The following is a 20201-nucleotide window of genomic DNA, read 5'->3' on the forward strand; positions in this document are numbered from 1 at the left end:
ATGAAGGCGCTGCACATCATCACCGGTCTCGGCGTCGGCGGCGCCGAGCAGCAACTGCGCCTGCTGCTGCGTCATCTCCCCGTGGACTGCGAGGTGGCCGCCCTCACCAACCCGGGCGCTGTCGCCGACGGGCTGGTCGCCGACGGCGTCCGCGTGCACCACCTCGGCATGGGCGGCAACCGCGACCTGTCCGCGCTCCCCCGCCTGGTCCGCCTGATCCGCGCGGGCGGCTACGACCTGGTGCACACCCACCTCTACCGCGCCTGCGTCTACGGCCGGCTCGCCGCCCGCCTCGCCGGCGTCAGGGCCGTGGTCGCCACCGAACACTCCCTCGGCGCCTCCCAGATGGAGGGCCGGCCGCTGACCGCGGGCGTCCGCGCGCTGTATCTCGCCAGCGAGCGCCTCGGCTCCGCCACGGTCGCCGTCTCCACCACGGTCGCCGACCGCCTCAGACGCTGGGGTGTGCCCGCCCCGCGCATCGAGGTCGTCCCCAACGGCGTCGATCTGGCCCGGTTCCGCTTCGACCGGTCGCGGCGCCACCACACCCGCCGGCGCCTCGGCCTGCCGGAGCACGCCTACGTCGTCGGCGGGATCGGCCGGCTCGCCGCGGGCAAGCGCTTCGACGTCCTGATCCGGACCATCGCCCGGCTTCCCGACGACTACTGGCTGCTGCTGGTCGGCGCGGGCCCGGAGTCGAGCGTCCTGCGCCGCACGGCCCATGAGGCCGGCGTGGCCGAACGCGTCCTGTTCACCGGCGAACGCCCCAATGTCCCCGACGGCTCCCCCGGCCCCGATCTGCCCTCGCTCACCGCCGCCATGGACCTGCTCGTCTCGCCGTCCCCGGAGGAGTCCTTCGGGCTGGCGGTCGTGGAGGCCCTCGCATCCGGCCTGCCCGTGCTCTACGCCTCCTGCCCGGCGGTCGAGGACCTGCCCCCGCGGGCCGCCGCCGGGGCCCGGCGGGTGCGCGGCGGCCCCGAGGTGTACGCCCGCGCCGTCGCCGAGGTCCGCGCGGCCGGTCCACGGCCTCGTACGGTCCCGGCCGCCGCCCACCGCTACAGCATCAACCGCAGCGCCGCCCGGCTCATGGACGTGTACGCGGCGGCGGTGTCCAACTCGTCGTCCCCCTCATCCAAGGGAGCCAGTGCGTCATGACCGACAACCCCACCCCACCGCCCCGGTCGTCCGGCCGCCTGGCCCGCGCCGCCCGGGCCCTGCTGCCCTGGGCGCTGCTCGTGACCTGCGCGCTCGTCGGCGGCCTGCTCGGCGGCGCCTACGCCGTGTACAGACACCCGAGGTACACGGCCACCAGCTACGTCGTCGCGGTGCCCACCGAGCAGTCCGACCCGGCCTCCGCACTCGGCTTCGCGCAGGCGTACGGCCGGGCCGCCACGCAGCTCGCGGTGCTCGGTGACGCGCAGGTGTCGGCGCGCGTGCCGGTGCGGACGCTGCAGCGCAGCGTGCGGACGGCGACCTCTCCGGACGCGCCGATGGTCGCCGTCTCGGCCACCTCGCGGCGCCCCGGTGCCGCCGCCCGCATGGCCAACGCGGTCGCCCGGGCGCTGACCCGGCAGGCGAACGGCACCAAGAGCAGCACCCATGTCGAACTCGTCCAGCTCTCACGGGCGGTGCGGCCGACCGAGCCGTCGTCCGCGTCACCGAAGGTGACCGCTCTGGTCGGTGCCAGTGCGGGCGGCCTGCTCGGCGGCCTGGTGCTGCTCGTCCGGCCGCGGCGGACCAGAACCAGGGACGAGGACACCGTCCGCCCCGCCCCGGTGCCCGTTCCGGCCCCCGCCGCCGACGCGCACGGACAACCGTGACAGCGGCGTACACGACGGACATCGTCACCGACGCGCGCACCTTCGCCACGCTGGCCCCGCAATGGGGGCGGCTGTACGAGCGGTGCGGAGCGGCGACCCCGTTCCAGAACCACGCCTGGCTGCACTCGTGGTGGCTCTCGTACGGCAGGCCCGGCCGGCTGCGGCTGGTGCTGGTGCGCGAGGGCGCCGAACTCGTCGCCGCGGCGCCCCTGATGCTCCGGCGCGGTCCGGTGCCCACACTGGTGCCGCTCGGCGGGGTGATCTCCGACTACGGGGATGTGCTCATCGACGACGAGCGGGCGGGCCGGGCGGCCGCCGCACTCACCGAGGTGCTCTCGGCCGCCGCCCGCACCGCGCTGATCGACTTCCGCGAGGTGCGGCCGGGCGGTGCGGTCGAGCGCGTCTACGACCACTGGACCGGTCCGCGCCGACGGGTGCGGGACTCGCTGTGCCTGGAGCTGCCGGCCGCCCCCATGGACGAGCTGGTGTCCCGGCTGCCGTCCCGCGGGGCCCAGCGGGTGCGCGCCAAGCTGCGCAGGCTGAGGTCGCTCGGTGTGGAGCGGCACGTCGTACGGCCGGAGGAGGTGAACGCGGCGCTGCGGCGGCTGCTCGAGCTGCACCGGCTGCAGTGGCAGGGGCGGAAGGTGACGCCGGAGCATCTGCGCACCCGCTTCTGCGAGCATCTGGTGCGCTCCGTGGAACCGATGGTGCGCTCCGGCGACGCGGTGGTCACCGAGTTCCGGCTCGACGACGACGTGGTGGCCGTGGACGTGACGCTGCTGTCACGGCGGCTCGCGGGCGGCTATCTGTACGGGGCCCATCCGAGCCTGCGGGAACGCAGGGCGGACGTGGCCGTGATACTCCTCGACGCGTGCGCCCAGCACACGGGTACCGGCGGCATGGGCGCGCTGAGCCTGCTGCGCGGCAACGAGCCCTACAAGCACCACTGGCGCCCCCGACCGGTCGTCAACCAGCGTCTGCTGCTGGCCCGCCGGCGCACGGCCCCGCTGATGTCGGCGGTGCTCTGGGGCACGGTCGCACGCCGGCGCGGCAAGGACTTACTGCGCCGCCTCCCCCAGCGCGCCGGTGGCGGCGGCCCCGCCTCATGAGCCGCCGCCGACGGCCGTCACCGGGTGCGCGACCACCATCCGAGGCGCAGGCACAGCTTCCCGCCGAGCCAGTGCTCGGCCCAGTCCTCGAGGTTCAGCGGCGAGCAGTCTTCGGGGAGCCGCGGCAGCGCGACCGGGGCCTCCGGCGTGGCCGGTTCGTCGGCGCCCCCGAAGAAAGCGGCCCGGTAGATCCGGGACGACTCGGGGTTGGCCGCGCACTGCCAGACACCGTGCGGACAGTAGTCGGTCAGCGTGTTGTACAGCGGCTTGTGCTCGTCCATCCAGGCGAGCATCCCCCGCATGTAGTCGGCGTTGTCGCCATTACGGAAGAGCCCCCATTCGGGATAGGAGATGGGCTTGTTGTGGGATTTCGCGAAGTCCACGTGTGCCTGAAGCCCGTAGGGCTCTGTGACCTGCTCGGCGAACGGGAGACCCGCCGGCTGGTCGTAGGCGTCCATGCCGATGATGTCGACCGTGTCGTCTCCCGGATAACACTGCGTCCAGGCAACGGCGTCCCGGCCGCGGCTCGGCGTGAATTCGAACCGGAATTCCTGGCCCGGCACCGAACGCATCGTGGTGACGATCCTGTTCCAGTACTTCTTCCATGCCTTTGGATCCGGCCCGCAGCGATGGGTGTACGTCGTGCCGTTCATCTCCCAGCCGAGCACCAGGACCGTGTCCGGCACCTTCAGCTCGACCAGCCGCTCGGCGAGGGCGCGGAAGTGGTGATCGAACTGGCCGTCCGCGCCCTGCCGCAGCAGCCGCCGGACCCGGGTGTCAGAGACGGCCTCCTCGTTGCCCTCCTGCAGGGGCACGTTGAGGACGAGCATCCGGTCGTCCTTCTCCCTGCGCCAGCGCGCCCACGGGTCGAGGACGTCGGGGGCACCCTCGATGTTGCTCCAGCTGTCGCCGGGCAGGTAGGTGTGGCCGACGCGCAGGCCGGCGCCACCCAGCCAGCTGCTGAACTGCGCCATGCGGGCCACGCCGCGGGCTCCGGAGCCGAGGAACGCACCGAAGGCCGGCCTCTCCTTCCGGGGCTCCGCGGCCGTCGGCCCGGGGGCGGACGGGCTCGGCGGGTCCGGCGTCGGCGATACGGAGCCGGACGGGGCCGTGGGGACGGGAGTGACCGTGGTTGCCTGCGGTTCTGCCGGTTCCGCGGCCGGCGCCGGAGCGGGAGGGTCGGGCAGGCGCACGGACCCCGCCGCGAACCCGGTCCCGGACGCCAGCGCGACCGAGACGGCAACCGCCACCGCGATGACCGCCGGCCGTCCGGTCCGGGCACGGCTCTGCTGTGGGGCCATGCCTGCTCCTCTCTCCGCTCTCGATCGCCATGTGTGCGCTCTTCACTACTGACGCTCTGTCACCCGAAGTCAGTCACATGAAATGACATACCGCCACTGCCGGTAGCGCTTTCGAGTGCCTTGCTCGCCCGCACGGGTGAGCCGACCCCAAGGAAAGACAATCCGTGTCACTGCTCGACACCCGCGTCCCCGCCGTTCTGCTGCGAATCGACCGGAATCCCTTTCACCACGGAACGCTCGGAGCCGTGCGCTCGCTGGGCAGAGCGGGAGTGGAGGTGCATGTGGTCGCCGATTCGGTGGGAAGTCCCGTCTCCAGATCCCGCTTCGTACGCCAGATGCATCCCCCGCCGCCACCCGGGGCATCCCCCCGCGAGATCGCCGCGGTGCTGCGCCGGGTGGCCACCCGGATCGCGCGTCCCGCCGTCCTGGTCCCGATGGACGACGCCGGCGCGGTCGCGGTCAGCCGCATGCGTGAGGAACTCGCGCCCTGCTATCTGCTGCCCGACGGACCCGGCGCACTGCCCGAACGCGTCGCCGACAAGGCCGAACTGGCCACCGTCTGCGCGTCCGCCGGCATCCCGCACCCGGTGACGGTGGTCCCGGACAGTCCGGCACAGGCCGCCGACGCCGCCTGGCAGCTGGGGCTGCCGGTGGTGGCGAAGTGGAGCCGGCCCTGGCTGGTGCCGGCCGGCAGTGGGCTGCGCAGCACGGTGCTGGTGGGCTCGGCGCAGCAGGCCCGGCAGCTGTATCTGCGCACCGAGGAGGCCGGCAGCCCGCTGCTGCTCCAGGCGTATCTGCCCCCGGGCCCGGACCGCGACTGGTTCTTCCACGGATACGCCGACCGCTCCTGCGCCGTGCGCGCGGGCGGGCCGGGCCGCAAGCAGCTGGCCTGGCCGCGCGGGGCGGGCCTGACCGCGGTCGGCTGCTGGACGCCCAACCCGCAGGTGCGGACGCTCGCCGAGCGGCTCACCGGGGAGCTGGGCTACCGCGGCATCTTCGACCTCGACTTCCGCCGCTGCGGCGCGACGGGCCGCTATCACCTGCTCGACTTCAACCCGCGTCCCGGCGCCCAGTTCCGGCTCTTCACCGACACCGCCGGGCTGGATGTCGTACGCGCCCTGCACCTCGACCTGACACACCGTCCCATGCCGGAGGGCTCGCCGCAGGCGGGGCGGGCGTTCGTGGTGGAGAACTACGCGCCGCTCGCGGCGCTGCGGCCGGCGCCCCGCGGCCGCGAACTTGCCTGGCACGCCCCGGACGACCCGGCTCCCGGCCGGGCGATGTGGGCCCTGTGGTGCCGCCATGTGTCCCGTCGGCTGCGGGAGCGGCTGAGTGCGGCCACGACGGCATCTCCACCCGCGCGCGTGGTCCGCCAAGCGGCCACGCCGTCCCCGACCGACGACGAGAAAGCGAGTAGTTGCTGATGTACGACCTGCTGGTGGTGGGCGCCGGCCCGTACGGCCTGTCCATCGCGTCCCATGCCGCGGCCGCCGGGCTGAACGTGCGCGTCCTCGGGCGGCCCATGGCGTCCTGGCGGGACCACATGCCCCGCGGCATGTTCCTGAAGTCGGAACCCTGGGCCTCCAACCTCGATGATCCCGACGGCCGTTGGCGGCTGGACGCCTACTGCGCGACCCAGGGCCTGACGGCCCGTCACGCCGAACCGATTCCGGTGGCGACGTTCGCCGCGTACGGCCTGTGGTTCGCGCACCACGCCGTACCCCGGGTGGACGAGCGCATGGTGAGCCGGGTGACGGCCCGCCCTTCCGGATTCGATGCGGTCACGGAGGACGGAGAGGTACTGCGCGCCCGGACGGTGGCGCTGGCGGTCGGCGTCATGCCCTTCGTGGAGGTACCGTCCCCCCTGCGTGGCCTGCACCCAGCGTTCGTCTCGCACAGCAGTCACCACAGTGACCTCGAACGCTTCCGCGGCAGGGACGTCACGGTGATCGGCGGCGGCCAGGCGGCCCTGGAGACCGCTGCGCTTCTCGCCGAACAGGGCACGCGGGTACGGGTACTGGCCCGGGCCGACGGGCTGTGCTGGAACGATGTGCCACCGCCGTGGCAGCGCCCCTGGTGGCAGTCGGCCCGCGCCCCGCACAGCGGACTCGGCTGCGGCTGGCGCAACTGGTTCTACGCCGAGCGCCCAGGGCTCTTCCGCCGCCTCCCCGAGCCGACCCGGGCCCGCATCGCGGCCACCGCGCTGGGACCGGCGGGCGCCTGGTGGGTACGGGACCGGGTCGAGCGGGCGGTGGAGGTGCTGCTCGGCCGCGAGGTCGCCGCGGCCCGTCCGGTGCCGGGCGGCGTACGGCTGGAGACGGTGAGCCGGGCCGGGGAGCGGTACTCCCTGGAGACCGAACACGTCATCGCGGCCACGGGGTTCCGGGCGACCCTGGACCGGCTCGGCCTGCTCTCCGACGAACTGCGCGGGAGCCTGGCGACGGCGGCCGACGGCTCCCCCGCGGTCGGGCGGGACTTCGAGTCCTCGCACCCGGGGCTGTTCCTGGCGGGCCTGGTGACCGCCTCCGCGTTCGGGCCGGCCATGCGCTTCGTCCACGGCGCGACGTTCACGGCCACGACGCTCGTACAAGGGGTGTGCCACCGACTGCGCACGACGCCGCCCGTCGGAACGATCCCCGCAGCGGTGGTCCGGGGCCGGGTGGAAGCGGTGCACGCACTCCGTTGACGGACGGAGTGGCTCCGGGTGCCGGACATGGTCCGTCCGGCACCCGGACCGGGACGCTACCGACGGGACGCGGCCCGGCCCCGGCGGTACAGGAGGGCGCCACCGGACATCAGCAGTGCGGCGGCACCCGCGGCCATGAACGTCTGCTCTCCGGCGCCGGTGTCGGGAAGGGAGGGCGGCTGCACCGGAGGTGCGGCAGGCGGGTTGGCGGGCGGCGTGGCCGGCGGGGTGGCCGGCGGCACCGACGGGTGCGGCGTCTTCGCCGGTGGAGTGGTGGCGGGCGGCGTGGAGGGGGGCGGCGTGGTGGGGGGAGTCGTGGGCGGCGTGTCCGAGTCGTCGCCGTAGCCGACCTCGTCGTCAACGGCGTGGTTGCCGTTACCGCCGTCGTCCCCCTTGCCGACGACGTCCTTACCGCTGCCGCCGTCGTCGCCCTTGCCGACGACGTCCTTACCGCTGCCGCCGTCATCGCCCTTGCCGACGACGTCCTTGCCGTTACCGCCGTCGTCGACACCATCGCCGTCGTCGCCGTAACCGTAGGCGTCGGCGTCGGCATGCCCTCTGGCGGAGCTGTGATCGGCGTGCTCACGGGGGGCGCTGTCATCGGGCTGGGCGTCGGGCGCACCCGACAGGGCACCGAGCGATCCCCCCAGGGTCCCTTCGGAGTGTGCGTCCGCGAACGCCGGGATGCCGCACAGGGACAGGATGCTGGTCGCGGCGGCGGCCACGACCATTCCCTTGCTCAGGTTCTGTCGCACTCTAGTCGTCTTCCTGATCGAAGCAGTGGGAAAAGCCGGCCCCGGTTCGTCAACTCCTCCCCCTCTTTCTGCCGTTGCGCCGGGAAACGGCTTGCCGCCTGCCGTAGTTTCGTTGCCAGCTGATTTTCTGGCTGGGCCAGTGATGGGATCCGGTGAAGTGCCAGTACCGGCAATCCGAGCATCGGTAGATGCGATCCGGAATTCTCTCCAACAGTGGCTGCTTGATCAGCCAGGCCCTTGCCTCGGATTCGGTCCGGAAAGACGCTTTCCCTGTCTCCGGACAACGCGGAAAGACGATCATATCGCCCACATTTCCCTCCGAGGCGCGATTCGGTTCACGTTCCTCTTCAGCAGAAGGACGGAACCGATGTTGCACCAAGAGGAAAACGGGTATCAAGCAGGTGGCACTCTTACGGATGAAGATCCGGCGAAGTTCATTCGCACAGCCCACAATATGGGGGTGATGTGAATTTCACTGATCGGACGATATTTGTAGAGCTAAAAAGAATCAGCGGCCACCGTGAAGGTGGCCGCTGCCGATCCGCTGATGTTCAGTTCTACCGAGCCTCGCGGTTCGCCGCCGGCGTCCGAGGGGCGAGCGCGTTTCCGCATCACGGGGCTCACCCCTCCGGATCAGCCGGCGACGGCCATCCGATCAGTGGTTCGGACCGACCAGCGTGCAGAAGTTGCCGATGTTCGTAACGCTGTCACCGAGGACCGTGATCGGCGCGTTGACCGTTACCAGGGAGGAAGAATCGAATTCCTGGTCGCATTCGAGGGACTGCGCGTTGGCGACGGGGGCGTGGGGCGGCTCACCACCACAGTCCTCGGCCTGGGCGACCCCTGCGGCCGTCAGGCCGATGCCACTGATAACGCTGGTCACCAGCATGACTTTCTTGAACCTGCGCATAGATGTCTCCGTGTGTTGACTCGCGGCCTCTGCGAAACTCAGTGGCCGCGTCAGAGAAGCAAAGGGGACGTCGAGCTCTTACTGCCTCAACGTCCCCTGTCAGCGATTTGTCGGTCCCCGTCCCGAGGACCAGGTCACGCACCGAAGGCACGAGACCCAACTGCTCCCGGCGCCCGGGATCAGTCGTCGATGGACCCGATCACCGTGCAGAAGTTACCGATGTTGGCCGTGGTGGTGTCGAGCCCGCCGGCGATGAGGGGACCGCCGGGGCCGGCGTCGAACGACTGGTCGCAGTCCACGACCTGCAGGTTGTTGACGGCGAACGGGTACTGGTCGTCGTAGTCGTGACCACCGTGGGCGCTGGCAACCCCGCCGCCGACCAGACCGAGACCGCCGACCATGGCCGCAACGGCCGCGGCCTTCTTGAGCTTGTGCATCGTTTCTCCGGTTTCTTCACGCACACGGCCCTCCTTACGGACCGTGTCCGACTCGTCACAGACGATAACACACTCCAGCCTTAATGCCCTATTCCCGACACCTACTCTAAAGTGAGGCTAATAGAGTTATGTACCTTTTATCCTGGCCGGAATTGCCACCCGGCTCACCCGAGGGTCCAAACAGAGCGCCTCCGACAGGCACTGAAGAAAGGACCTCATGTCCTCATTCGCACCAGTCGGAGGCTTCTTCTGTTCGCACGCCGGAGGACACGCGACCCAGCCGTGCCCGGAGTCCGGGATCAGTCGTCGATGGACCCGATCACCGTGCAGAAGTTACCGATGTTGGCCGTGCTGTCGTCGATCCCGCCGGCGACGAGGGGACCGCCGGCGCCACCGTCGAAGTCCTGCTCGCAGTCCACAACCTGCAGGTTGTTGACGGCGAACGGGTACTGGTCGTCGTAGTCGTGACCACCGTGGGCGCTGGCAACCCCGCCGCCGACCAGACCGAGACCGCCGACCATGGCCGCAACGGCCGCGGCCTTCTTGAACTTGTGCATCGTTTCTCCGGTTTCTTCACGCACACGACCCTCCTTACGGACCGTGCCCGACTCGTCACAGACGATAACATATGTCGCTCTCGTTCCCGAATTCCCGACACGCCCGATTGGGTGCATCTGCGCATTGCTCGAACCTATTTGGGGTATTCGAGACCGCTGCGCCGCGCCACAGCAGGGGCGGCCGGACAGTTCGGGGCCCGAGCCCGCCGTACGCAGGCCTGAGCGGAGGAAGAGGTCGGCTGAAAGCCGTCCCGACCGCGGAGAAGGAGTGCGGCCGGGACCCCGCACGAAGGGCACCGCTGTCCAGATTGGCGCCGGCGGCAACTCCCGTGGGCGCCGACGGCACACGTGCGCGGTCGCCGCCGTCCACCAAGACCCTGACGGATCGCGGGATGGGCGGCGGCGGCCGTGTCAATCAGACGGATGCCGGTGAGGGACTACCGTCAGAGGGTGCAGACCGCGATGCGCTCACCGTCGGCCCGCAGCGTGGCGCAGACCCGGGCACGGTGGCGGTCCGCCGGACCGAGGAGCGGGCCGCACACTCGGGCGCGGCACCCGGCTCTCCTCGGCGCCGTGGGGTCAGTCGCCGATGGACCCGATCACCGTGCAGAAGTTACCGATGTTGGCCGTGGTGGTGTCGAGCCCGCCGGCGATGAGGGGACCGCCGGCGCCACCGTCGAAGCTCTGGTCGCAGTCCACCTTCTGCAGGTTGTTGACGGCGAACGGGTACTGGTCGTCGTAGTCGTGGTCACCGTGGGCGCTGGCAACCCCGCCGCCGACGAGGCCGAGGCCGCCGACCATGACTGCAACGGCCGCGGCCTTCTTGAGCTTGTGCATCGTTTCTCCGGTTTCTTCACGCACACGACCCTCCTTACGGACCGTGTCCGACTGGTCACAGAGAATAACACGCACCCCTCTTAGTGCCTCATTCCGGACACACCCGATGAGTGCAACTAAGGGAGTTATGCGCCTCATTCAGATGGACGGCGGCGGTCACGCCGTCAGGGGGTGCAGACCATGGTGGTCTGTTCGTCGGCCTCCAACGTCGCGCAGACCTGCGGCACTCGAGGCACGGTGACGGTGACCGTCTGCCGGACATTGGCCTGGACGGTCTCCTGCAGGCTCAGGAGCTCGGTGCTGCCTGCGGTGATTCTCACGCTGACGGTGCGCGTCTCACCGCACTGGACACTGAGGGTGACCGTACTGGTCAGCGTGCTGTCGACCTTCTGGAGGCCGACAGCACAGGGAAAGTCCCGCTGAGGGGCGGCATGCGCGGGCGCGGCGGCGAGGAGCGGTGCGGATGTCAGCAGCGCGATGGCCGCCGAACGGAGCATACGGTGAGGCATTGGTCCTCCCAGGTGTCACTCGGGCAGGCCGCCACACGCCGTCTGCCCTCGATGGTGGCGCCCGAATTACCCACTGGGTGCCATTTCGGGAAGATAAGATCATTGGCGAACAAACCCCGCAACGCGGGTGCGCCGCCCAGCTGAAGATCCGTCGGGACCCGCCGCGGGCCCGTGGTTCAGTCCAGGGCGGTGGCGTGGCGGTGGAGCGTGTCGAGGTTCGGGGCGCCGGGCAGCGGGGTGCGGTCGTGGTCCGTCGAGCGGAGGGCGTCGGCGAAGCAGGCGGTGACCGCGGTGACCTGGGAGCGGGGGCTCGCGGTCCAGACGGACGTCTTCAGCGCGCCGCTCTCCAGGTCGCCGGAGGCCTCGTGGGAGTGCGGGTACCGGGGTCGAGCCAGCGGACGGTGGCGGTGGCCAGGTGGCCGTCGTGGCCGGGGCGGGTGCGCACTCCGGGGACTTCTTGGCGAGGTCCCGGCGGCCCGGCTCGTCCATGGAGCCGGAGACGTCGACGACGAAGGTCAGGGCGGCGGGCGGGCGTTCGCCCTCCGGGTCCGCCTCCCGGGTGGCGAGGCCGACGCGGACCAGGGACCACTTCGCCTTGTCCGTGCGGGCGCCGTCGACGGTCACCGAGGAGCCGTTGCCGTCGGGGCGGCGGTAGTCCTGGCTGAAGCTGTGACGAACTCCTCCGGCCGCACCGTCGACGCGGCGGGCCGGCGCCCCTCGGCGAGCAGGCGGCGCGCGTAGTCGTAGGAGGCGGTGTCGACGTCGAGGGGGAAGGTGGACACGTGGTCGGAGGGTGATGGGGAGTCGGCGGTCGTGCCGCCCGGGGCCACGGTCCGAGCCGGCGCGGGGCCCGCTTCTGTCCGTGGTTCGGGCCGTCGACGCCCACGTCGCTGTCGCCCGCGCCGCAGGCCGTCAGCAGCAGGCCGCCCGTCACCGTGAGCGCGAGCAGCGCACCGCGCAGCCGCCTGATCCGGTACCGCTCCCTCTCGTCCGCCCCTGTGCCGGTCGACGCCGTCGTCTGTGACTGTGACGGCGCGGGCGGCGCCCGAACGTGCGCCCCGGGGCGTTGCGGAAGCCTCTCGAAGCGGCCACGGCAGAGGCCCGCCGAGACCGGTGGCTGATCCTCCCGGTGACCTAGGAGACCACGTCCTTGCGGGCGAACCCCCTGAAGGCCAGGGCGAACAGCACCAGGGCGTACGTTGCGGAGATCGCGGTGCCCTGGATCATGCCGGACCACTCGGGACGCGGCTGGACGGCGTCCGCCCAGGCGAACTGCCAGTGCGCGGGCAGGAAGTCGCGCCAGTGGCCGAGGGCGGTGACGGCGTCCAGGACGTTGCCGACGATGGTCAGGCCGACCGCGCCGCCGACCGCGCCCAGCGGGGCGTCCGTCTTCGTCGACAGCCAGAACGCGAGGCCCGCGGTGACCAGTTGGGACACGAAGACGTAGGCCACGACCACCACGAGGCGCTGGGCCGCGGTGCCGGAGCCGAGCTGGCCGCCGGTGGGGATCTCCAGGGGGCCCCAGCCGTAGGCGGCCGTGCCGACGGCGAGCGCCACGAGCGGCAGCAGCACCATCGCGGCCAGGCTGAGCCCGAGTCCCACGACGAGCTTGGACCACAGCAGCCGGGCCCGGGGCACGGGCGCGGCGAGCAGATAGCGCAGGGAGGACCAGCTCGCCTCCGAGGCCACCGTGTCCCCGCAGAACAGGGCGACCGGGATGACCAGCAGGAAGCCCGCCGACACGAACAGGTTCACCGCGGCGAAGTTGGCGCCGGACGCGGTGGCCGTGTCCATCAGGGTGACCTGGTTGTTGCGGCTCCCAGGGTCGCCGCCGATGGCGAAGGCGATGACCAGGACGAACGGCAGAACGGCGAGGATGCCCCCCATGATCAGCGTGCGGCGCCGCTTCAGCTGGCGGACCAGCTCGACCCTCAGGGGCAGCGTGCGGCCGGCCCGGTAGCCGGAGGCGGTCTCGACGGGCTCGGTGCTCTCGGCGAGCGGGCTCATGCCGTTCCTCCGATCAGGGTGAGGAAGGCGTCCTCCAGGCGGCGGTGGGGGCCGACGGACTCGACGGGGATGTCGAGCCGGACCAGTTCGGCGACCAGGCGGGATGCGCTTCCGTCGGTGTCGAGGCGGACGAGGAGCCCGTCCTCGGTGCGGACGGCCGAGGCGACGCCCGGCAGTGCGGCGACCTTCTCCACGACCGGCTCCTCCACGGGCGCGGTGGTGCCGACCAGAAGGGTGTCGCCGGAGCCGACGATCTCCCCCACGGGTCCGGCCCGGACGAGCCGGCCCCGGTCCATCACCACGAGGTGGGTGCAGGACTGCTCGACCTCCGCCAGGAGGTGGCTGGAGACGATCACCGTGCGCCCGGCGGCGGCATACCGGATCATCACCTCGCGCATCTCGCGGATCTGGGGCGGGTCGAGGCCGTTGGTGGGCTCGTCGAGGATCAGCAGGTCGGGCAGGCCGAGCATGGCCTGGGCGATGGCGAGGCGCTGGCGCATGCCCTGGGAGTAGGTGCGCACCGCGCGGCCGAGCGCCTCGCCCAGGTCCGCGATCTCCAGGGCCTCGTCCAGGTGTGCGTCCTCGGCCGGGCGGCCGGTGGCCCGCCAGTACAGCTCCAGGTTCTCCCGCCCGGACAGGTGCGGCAGGAAGCCCGCGCCCTCCACGAACGCGCCGACCCGGGACAGCACCGGCGCGCCCGGCCGGATGGCGTGCCCGAAGACGCGGATCTCGCCGTCGTCCGGCCGGATCAGGCCCATCAGCATGCGCAGGGTCGTTGTCTTTCCCGCGCCGTTCGGCCCGAGCAGGCCGAGGACCTGGCCCTTCTCCACGCGGAAGGACAGTTCCCGGACCGCGTACCGGTCCGCCGACTTCGCGTACCGCTTGCTCAGGTCCGTTATCGCGAGCGGGACTTCGGCCAGCCCGGGGTCGGGGGCGGGACCGGCCGTGCGGCGGCGGCCGGTCACCAGCAGGACCAGCGCGAGCGCCGCGCCCGCCGCGGGCAGCCACCACACCCACGACGGCAGCGGGGCCGCCGCGGTGCTCACGCCGGGGGCCGTCGGCACGCTCAGGTCGCTCTTGAGGGAGACGGTGTACGTGGCCGGGGCCGCCGGGGAGGCGTAGCCGAGGTCGGTGGAGGCGAGGACCAGGCGGAGCCGGTGGCCCTTCCGCACCTCGTGGTCGACCGCCGGGAGCGTGAACGTGACGTCCTTGCCGGACCTGGCACCCTCGACGCGGATCGGTGCGACCAGCTGGGAGGGCAGCACCTGCTGGGTGCCGCCGGGCGAGACGTCGTACACCTTCCCGAACAGCACGGCGTCGTCGCTCGTCGAGGTGACGTGGACGGTGACCGTCGGCGACCCGGTGATCTGCAGGTCGTCGCCCATCCGCGCCGAGTCGAACGCGGCGTACTGGCCGGGGAAGTCGAGGGACACCCCGACGCCGAGGGCGGACAGCTGGGCGAGGCCGCCGGAGCCGCCGAGGCCGGGCAGGGCGGAGACACCGGGCGGGCTGGCTCCCGCCGGGTTGGCGACGGGCTGCTCGCCGCCGCGCAGCGCGATCGTCCGCCGGCCGCTCTCCAGGCCGGGGTAGGCGTCCGCGCTCGCGCCCCGCAGCTGGGCGGCGCCGTCGGTGGAGTCGACGCCTCCGGTTCGGGTGATCCGGAAGGCCGGGCCGGTGTCGGCGCTTCTGTCGTCCTTGAGGTAGCGGTCGAACCAGGCCGTCACCCGGGCCTGGACGCGGCCGGTCTCCATGTCGCCGCCGTCGTGCCCGCCCGCGATCCAGTCGACGTCGACCGGGGCGCCGTTGGCGTGGATCGCCTTCGCTGCCGCGTCGGACTGGGCGAGCGTGAACAGGGAGTCGGTCTGGCCCTGCGTCAGGAGCGCGGGCACCTCGATGCGGTCGGCCACGGCGGACGGCGAGCGCTCCTCGAGGAGTTTCCGCGCCGCCGCGTCCGGCGTGCCCGACTCGGCGACCCGGTCGTACATCCGGCACAGCGCGGGCTCGAACCTCGCGCAGCCGCCGCCGTTGCTGAAGAAGATGCCGGCCCAGAGCTTCTTGAACACCCCGTTGGGGAACAGGGCGTCGGCGAGGTTCCAGTAGGTGATCGACGGGGCGATGGCGTCCACCCGGTGGTCGTACCCGGCGGCGAGCAGGGAGACCGCGCCGCCGTAGGAGCCACCGGCCATGCCCACGCGCGGGTCGCCCGCCTTGTCGAGCCGGACCTGGGGCTGCTCGGCCAGCCAGTCGATGAGCCGGGAGACGTCGGCGACCTCGCCCTTCGGGTCATTGATGCCGATCTTCCCCGTCGATTTCCCGAAGCCGCGCGCCGACCAGGTCAGCACCGCGTACCCGTCTCCGGCGAGGTCCTCGGCCTGCTGCCGCATGTCGTCCTTGCTACCGCCGAAGCCGTGCCCCAGCAGCACTGCCGGGCGGCGGCCGGTGGAGCCGGCGGTGAAGTACGAGGTGTCGATGCGCACCCCGCCCCCCATGCTCATGACCCGGTCGGTCCGGCGCACCGAGGGCGTGTCGTCGGAGGCGACCGCCGTCCACGTACCGGCACCGGCGAGCACGACGACGGCGGACACGGCGGCCAGCAGCCGCCGCGGCCCCCGAAGCGGCCTGCGCCATCCGGGCACTCGAAGATCCATGCGTCCACGGTACGGGCCACCACGGACAACCGATGCAATCCGCGGACCGAACCTCTCGCCCTCCTGCGGGAGTACGGCTCGGCTCCCGCGTACGCCGACCGTGGTACGAAGTGCCATGAGCAGCTTCGCCATCCGCCGCGCCGGCACCGTGGCAGAAGTCGCCGCCGCCGAGTGCCTGTTCGATATCCCCGTCCGCGCCGAGTGGGCCGGGCGTTTTCTGACCGCCGCCGGGCACCATCTCCTCCTGGCGTACGCGGACGAGGAGCCGGCGCCCGTCGGCTTCGTCAGCGGGGTCGAGACGATCCACCCGGACAAGGGCACCGAGATGTTCCTGTACGAGCTCGGGGTCGCGGAGCCCTACCGGCGCCGGGACATCGGGCGGGCGCTGGTCCGGCGGCCGGCGGCGCTGGGCCGGGAGCTGGGCTGCTACGGGATGTGGGTGCTGGTCGACACCGGCAACGACGTCGCCCTCGCCGCCTGTCGCAGTGCGGGCGGCAGGGACGACGGGACGTGCGCGGTGGTGACGTGGGAGTTCCCGTAACGGCTACGCCTGCGCGTCCTCGGGGATCGACACCAGCCAGCGGGTGTCGCGGCGCGGGCGGAGGTAGCAGGCCCAGTAGAGGGTGGCGACCGCGGTGATGCCGCCGGTCCACAGCAGGTAGCTCGTCTCCTGCCGGCTGAGGATGTAGCCCAGGACCGCGATCAGGAGCACCGGCATCGCGGGCCACAGCGGCATGCGCCAGGCGGGCGTGTGCTTGTGGTGACCGCGGCGGGCCAGCAGGGCGGCGACCGCGACGAGCAGGTACATGCCGGTCACGGAGACGCCCGTGACGCCGTACAGCGTGTCCAGGTTGACGAAGCAGAGCAGTGCGCCGGGGACGCCGACCGCGAGCGTGGCGACCCAGGGGGAGCCGAAGCGGCCGAGCTCGGCGAAGACGTTGTTGACCGGCTCGGGCCAGGCCTTGTCGCGGGCGGAGGCGAACAGGACGCGGGAGTTCTGGATGACCATGACGATGCCCGCGTTGATGATCGCGAGGGCCACGCAGAGGCTGACGAAGGTGCCGACGGCGGAGTCGGACCAGGCGGTGACCATGGAGCTGATGTCACCGCCGGTCAGCTCCTCGAGGTCGGAGGCGCCCAGGGTGATGGCGGCGACCGGGACCAGGATGACCACGGTGGAGATGGCGAGGGTGGCCAGCACCGTGCGGGCGACGTTGCGGCGCGGGTGCTCCAGCTCCTCGGAGAGGTAGACGGCGGTGGAGAAGCCCTGGGTGACGAAGAGGGCGATCGCGAGTCCGGAGACGACCAGCATGGCCGTCACGCTGTCCGTGTGCCCGTCGGCGCCCGCGACCCGCATGGAGGTGAGGCTGCCGAAACCGCGGTGGCCGTGTGTGAAGCCCAGCAGGGCGACGACCCCGGCGGCGACGACCTCCAGGACCAGGAAGATGCCGGTGATCCAGGCGTTGGCGCGCAGGTCCAGCAGGCCGGCGAGGGTGGCAAGGAGCATCACGCCGGCGCCGGTCATGGCCGGGTCGAGGTGGACGATCGGCAAGAGGTAGTCGGCGGTGCCCATCGCGATCACCGGCGGCACGATCATGACGACCAGCAGGGACAGCACGAAGACCAGCCAGCCCGCAAGGCGCCCGGCCATCGTCGACACCATGGCGTACTCGCCGCCCGCGCTGGGGATGAGGGTGCCCAGCTCCGAGTAGCAGAACGCCACGGCGATGCAGAGCAGCGAGCCGATGGCGATGGTCAGGGCGGTGGCGGTGCCGAGCGAGCCGAACAGGTCGGGCACCACCACGAAGAGGGTGGAGGCGGGGGTCACGCACGACAGCGTGAGGAGGGTGCCGCCGACCACCCCGATGGAGCGCTTGAGCTTCTGGGGGCTGTCGGGCGCCTGTGGGGCGGCGTTCTCGACAGGGCGGAGCGTGTCGGTCATGCGGCGGTTTCCGATCGACTCGTGCGGATGCCTCCGGCGGCTGAGGTGCGCTGCATCGAACCCCGACGAAAACCGCCACGTCAATAGCCGTTTACCTACGGAATTCGTAGATCCGGACGGCTCGTGATCGCGTATACAGCAGTTTCCGTAGCTGTTTCCCTGCCTTTGGTCCGTGCGGGAACCGCAGGGCCCGTGGCGAAAACGTTGCGGTAATCCGGTCGCGCCGCTGTCAGTGGATGCCGCTAGAGTCCTCACCGTTCACAACAGACACACAGTCATACAGGGGTGGGGACACATGAAACTGCGGCACACCGCGGCCTGGGTGGGGTGCACGGCGGCGGCGCTGCTGGCGACCTCCGCGTGCGGCGCCGAGGGGGCGAAGACGGCCGCCAAGACGGTCGACAGCGCCGGCAAGGCGATGGCGGCGCTGGCCCGGGCGACGGACCGTACGGAGGACCTGGGGTCCGCCGAGGTCAGGACGACGACCGACCTGGGCAACGGCACCCCGATCGCCATGGAGGGCACGTTCTCCTGGGGCCACGGGTACGCGTACGACGTCGAGATGGACACCAAGGCCGCGAACATGCAGGCCGTGCAGGACTCCCCGAAGATTCACTGCCTGCTGGTCGACGGCTCCTACTACTACAACGTCGACCCGCAGCCCTCCGGGCCGCTCAAGGGCAAGGAGTGGATGAGGATCGACGCGTCCGCCGTGCTCGGTGAGCAGGGCGCGCAGAGCCTCAGTGGCAGCAGCGGCAGCCCGACGGCTTCCATGAAGGGCCTGAAGTACGCCAACGACGTCGACGACCTCGGCACCCAGACGGTGAACGGGCAGCGCACGACCCACTACCGGGCCGTGATCGACGAGGCGCACATGGGCAAGTTCAAGCACGCCTACGGCGACAAGGACAGTGTCCTCGGCTCGATGACCGGTGGCGCGAGCTCCATCACCATGGACATCTGGGTCGGCGCCAAGGACCTCCCGGTCCGGATGCGCCAGGAGGTGGGCGCCGTGAAGATCACCATGGACTTCGAGAAGTTCGGTGAGACCGCCGCGGTGAAGGCGCCGCCCGCCGCGCAGACCGCCGACCTCACCGAGCAGGTGAAGAACGCCTCGAAGACGAGCTGAACACACCGGTGCCCCGGCCTCTCCCACGGGACGGACGGGGCACCGTACGGCGTCAGTGGTTGCGCGGGAAGCCCAGGTCGACGCCCGCCGGGGCGTCGGCCGGGTCGGGCCAGCGCGTGGTGACGACCTTGCCGCGGGTGTAGAAGTGCGTGCCGTCGTTGCCGTAGATGTGGTGGTCGCCGAAGAGGGAGTCCTTCCAGCCGCCGAAGGAGTGGTAACCCACGGGGACCGGGATCGGCACGTTCACACCGACCATGCCCGCCTCGATCTCCAGCTGGAAGCGGCGGGCGGCGCCGCCGTCCCGGGTGAAGATCGCGGTGCCGTTGCCGAACGGCGAGTTGTTGATGAGGGCCACGCCGTCCTCGTAGGTGTCGACGCGCAGCACGCACAGCACCGGGCCGAAGATCTCGTCCTGGTAGGCCTTGGCGCCGGTCGGCACCTTGTCGAGCAGCGAGATGCCGATCCAGTGGCCGTCCTCGAACCCGTCGACGGTGAAGCCGGTGCCGTCGAGCACCACCTCGGCGCCCTCGTCGGCGGCGCCCTCGACGTAGGACGCCACCTTGTCGCGGTGGGCCCTGGTGATCAGCGGGCCCATCTCGGAGGCCGGGTCGTTGCCCGGGCCGATCTTGATCTTCTCGGCGCGCTCGCGGATCTTCTCCACCAGCGTGTCACCGATCGCGCCGACGGCCACGACCGCCGAGATGGCCATGCAGCGCTCGCCTGCGGAGCCGTAGGCCGCCGAGACCGCCGCGTCGGCCGCCGCGTCCAGGTCGGCGTCCGGCAGGACCAGCATGTGGTTCTTGGCGCCGCCCAGGGCTTGTACGCGCTTGCCGTTGGCGGAGGCGGTGGTGTGGATGTAGCGGGCGATCGGGGTGGAGCCGACGAAGGAGACGGCCTTGACGTCCGGGTGCTCCAGCAGCCGGTCCACGGCCACCTTGTCGCCGTGGACGACGTTGAAGACGCCGTCGGGCAGGCCGGCCTCGGCAAGCAGCTCGGCGATCTTGACGGACGCCGAGGGGTCCTTCTCGCTCGGCTTCAGCACGAAGGTGTTGCCGCACGCGATGGCGATCGGGAACATCCACATCGGGACCATCGCCGGGAAGTTGAACGGCGTGATGCCCGCGACGACACCCAGCGGCTGCCGGATGGAGGAGACGTCCACGCGGCTGGCGACCTGCGTGGACAGCTCGCCCTTGAGCTGCACGCTGATACCGCACGCCAGGTCGACGATCTCCAGACCGCGCGCGACCTCGCCGAGGGCGTCCGAGTGCACTTTGCCGTGCTCGGCGGTGATGAGCTCGGCGATGGCGTCCCGGTTGGCGTCCAGCAGCGCCCGGAACGTGAAGAGGACGGACGTGCGCTGGGCCAGCGAGGACTGGCCCCAGGTGGCGTAGGCGTCCTTGGCGGCGGCGACGGCCGCGTCCACCTCGTCGACCGTCGCGAACGCGACCTTCGTGGTGACCGCACCGGTCGCCGGGTCCGTGACCGGCCCGTACGTACCCGAGGCGCCTTCGACGGTCTTGCCGCCGATCCAGTGGTTGACGATCTTCGTCATGA

The 20201-nt window shown here is 71.4% G+C and carries 18 protein-coding genes and 1 pseudogene; 7 read left to right on the plus strand and 12 right to left on the minus strand.

Annotated features, from left to right (window positions below; genetic code table 11):
- From ACIBBH_RS26100 to ACIBBH_RS26110, 3 genes are read left to right on the plus strand one after another with little or no spacing between them, the layout of a single operon-like run.
- A complete protein-coding gene (locus tag ACIBBH_RS26100) occupies positions 1-1152 on the plus strand; it encodes a glycosyltransferase (RefSeq protein WP_399408513.1) in 1152 nt (383 codons plus the stop codon).
- The gene (locus ACIBBH_RS26105) at positions 1149-1817 is read left to right on the plus strand and encodes a lipopolysaccharide biosynthesis protein (RefSeq protein ID WP_399408515.1); all 669 of its coding nucleotides are present in this window, start codon (positions 1149-1151) and stop codon (positions 1815-1817) included. Before ACIBBH_RS26100 ends, ACIBBH_RS26105 begins: the two co-directional genes overlap by 4 nt.
- Positions 1814-2926: a GNAT family N-acetyltransferase gene (locus ACIBBH_RS26110; RefSeq protein WP_399408517.1), complete on the plus strand. Its 1113-nt coding sequence runs from the start codon at positions 1814-1816 to the stop codon at positions 2924-2926. Before ACIBBH_RS26105 ends, ACIBBH_RS26110 begins: the two co-directional genes overlap by 4 nt.
- A gap of 17 nt (positions 2927-2943) precedes the next feature.
- On the opposite strand, the gene ACIBBH_RS26115 is transcribed toward ACIBBH_RS26110, so the two are convergent.
- Positions 2944-4227 carry a glycoside hydrolase family 26 protein gene (locus tag ACIBBH_RS26115; protein WP_399408519.1) on the minus strand — a complete coding sequence of 428 codons (1284 nt, stop codon included), beginning with the start codon at positions 4225-4227 and terminating at the stop codon, positions 2944-2946.
- A 164-nt stretch (positions 4228-4391) separates the two neighbouring features.
- On the opposite strand from ACIBBH_RS26115, the gene ACIBBH_RS26120 reads away from it, so the two are divergent.
- Positions 4392-5651 (plus strand): ATP-grasp domain-containing protein, encoded by a 1260-nt coding sequence (locus ACIBBH_RS26120; RefSeq protein WP_399408521.1) that lies wholly within the window; start codon positions 4392-4394, stop codon positions 5649-5651.
- On the plus strand, positions 5651-6913 hold the full coding sequence (locus ACIBBH_RS26125; protein ID WP_399408523.1) for an NAD(P)-binding domain-containing protein: 1263 nt from the start codon (positions 5651-5653) through the stop codon (positions 6911-6913). The genes ACIBBH_RS26120 and ACIBBH_RS26125 overlap by 1 nt, the downstream gene beginning before the upstream one ends.
- A gap of 56 nt (positions 6914-6969) precedes the next feature.
- Here ACIBBH_RS26125 and ACIBBH_RS26130 read toward each other — a convergent pair whose 3' ends face one another.
- From ACIBBH_RS26130 to ACIBBH_RS26170, 9 genes and pseudogenes are all read right to left on the minus strand, one after another.
- Positions 6970-7668 carry an LPXTG cell wall anchor domain-containing protein gene (locus ACIBBH_RS26130; protein ID WP_399408525.1) on the minus strand — a complete coding sequence of 233 codons (699 nt, stop codon included), beginning with the start codon at positions 7666-7668 and terminating at the stop codon, positions 6970-6972.
- 655 nt (positions 7669-8323) lie between these two features.
- Positions 8324-8578 (minus strand): hypothetical protein, encoded by a 255-nt coding sequence (locus tag ACIBBH_RS26135; RefSeq protein ID WP_399408527.1) that lies wholly within the window; start codon positions 8576-8578, stop codon positions 8324-8326.
- Positions 8579-8757: 179 nt separating this feature from the next.
- Entirely contained in the window at positions 8758-9039 is a 282-nt protein-coding gene (locus ACIBBH_RS26140) for a hypothetical protein (protein ID WP_399408529.1), read from the minus strand.
- A gap of 275 nt (positions 9040-9314) precedes the next feature.
- Entirely contained in the window at positions 9315-9596 is a 282-nt protein-coding gene (locus ACIBBH_RS26145; RefSeq protein ID WP_399408531.1) for a hypothetical protein, read from the minus strand.
- Positions 9597-10151: 555 nt separating this feature from the next.
- Positions 10152-10433, minus strand: a complete 282-nt coding sequence (locus tag ACIBBH_RS26150; RefSeq protein WP_399408533.1) for a hypothetical protein — start codon at positions 10431-10433, stop codon at positions 10152-10154.
- A 140-nt stretch (positions 10434-10573) separates the two neighbouring features.
- Positions 10574-10918: a hypothetical protein gene (locus tag ACIBBH_RS26155; RefSeq protein WP_399408534.1), complete on the minus strand. Its 345-nt coding sequence runs from the start codon at positions 10916-10918 to the stop codon at positions 10574-10576.
- Between the two features lie 450 nt (positions 10919-11368).
- Positions 11369-11888: pseudogene (locus ACIBBH_RS26160) on the minus strand (von Willebrand factor type A domain-containing protein); the annotation flags it as partial.
- A 164-nt stretch (positions 11889-12052) separates the two neighbouring features.
- A complete protein-coding gene (locus tag ACIBBH_RS26165) occupies positions 12053-12925 on the minus strand; it encodes an ABC transporter permease (RefSeq protein ID WP_399408536.1) in 873 nt (290 codons plus the stop codon).
- The gene (locus ACIBBH_RS26170; protein WP_399408538.1) at positions 12922-15573 is read right to left on the minus strand and encodes a CocE/NonD family hydrolase; all 2652 of its coding nucleotides are present in this window, start codon (positions 15571-15573) and stop codon (positions 12922-12924) included. Before ACIBBH_RS26170 ends, ACIBBH_RS26165 begins: the two co-directional genes overlap by 4 nt.
- 115 nt (positions 15574-15688) lie before the next feature.
- On the opposite strand from ACIBBH_RS26170, the gene ACIBBH_RS26175 reads away from it, so the two are divergent.
- On the plus strand, positions 15689-16114 hold the full coding sequence (locus ACIBBH_RS26175; protein WP_399408540.1) for a GNAT family N-acetyltransferase: 426 nt from the start codon (positions 15689-15691) through the stop codon (positions 16112-16114).
- A gap of 3 nt (positions 16115-16117) precedes the next feature.
- Here ACIBBH_RS26175 and ACIBBH_RS26180 read toward each other — a convergent pair whose 3' ends face one another.
- Entirely contained in the window at positions 16118-17515 is a 1398-nt protein-coding gene (locus ACIBBH_RS26180; RefSeq protein WP_399408543.1) for an APC family permease, read from the minus strand.
- A gap of 295 nt (positions 17516-17810) precedes the next feature.
- Here ACIBBH_RS26180 and ACIBBH_RS26185 point away from each other — a divergent pair, with 295 nt between their 5' ends.
- Positions 17811-18644 carry a hypothetical protein gene (locus ACIBBH_RS26185; RefSeq protein WP_399408545.1) on the plus strand — a complete coding sequence of 278 codons (834 nt, stop codon included), beginning with the start codon at positions 17811-17813 and terminating at the stop codon, positions 18642-18644.
- A gap of 52 nt (positions 18645-18696) precedes the next feature.
- Here the strand turns inward: ACIBBH_RS26185 and mmsA are convergent, their stop codons facing one another.
- On the minus strand, positions 18697-20199 hold the full coding sequence (mmsA, locus tag ACIBBH_RS26190) for a CoA-acylating methylmalonate-semialdehyde dehydrogenase (protein WP_399408547.1): 1503 nt from the start codon (positions 20197-20199) through the stop codon (positions 18697-18699).
- Positions 20200-20201 lie beyond the last annotated feature (2 nt).

The sequence above is a fragment of the Streptomyces sp. NPDC051636 genome (genome assembly GCF_044453765.1).
Lineage (GTDB): Bacteria > Actinomycetota > Actinomycetes > Streptomycetales > Streptomycetaceae > Streptomyces.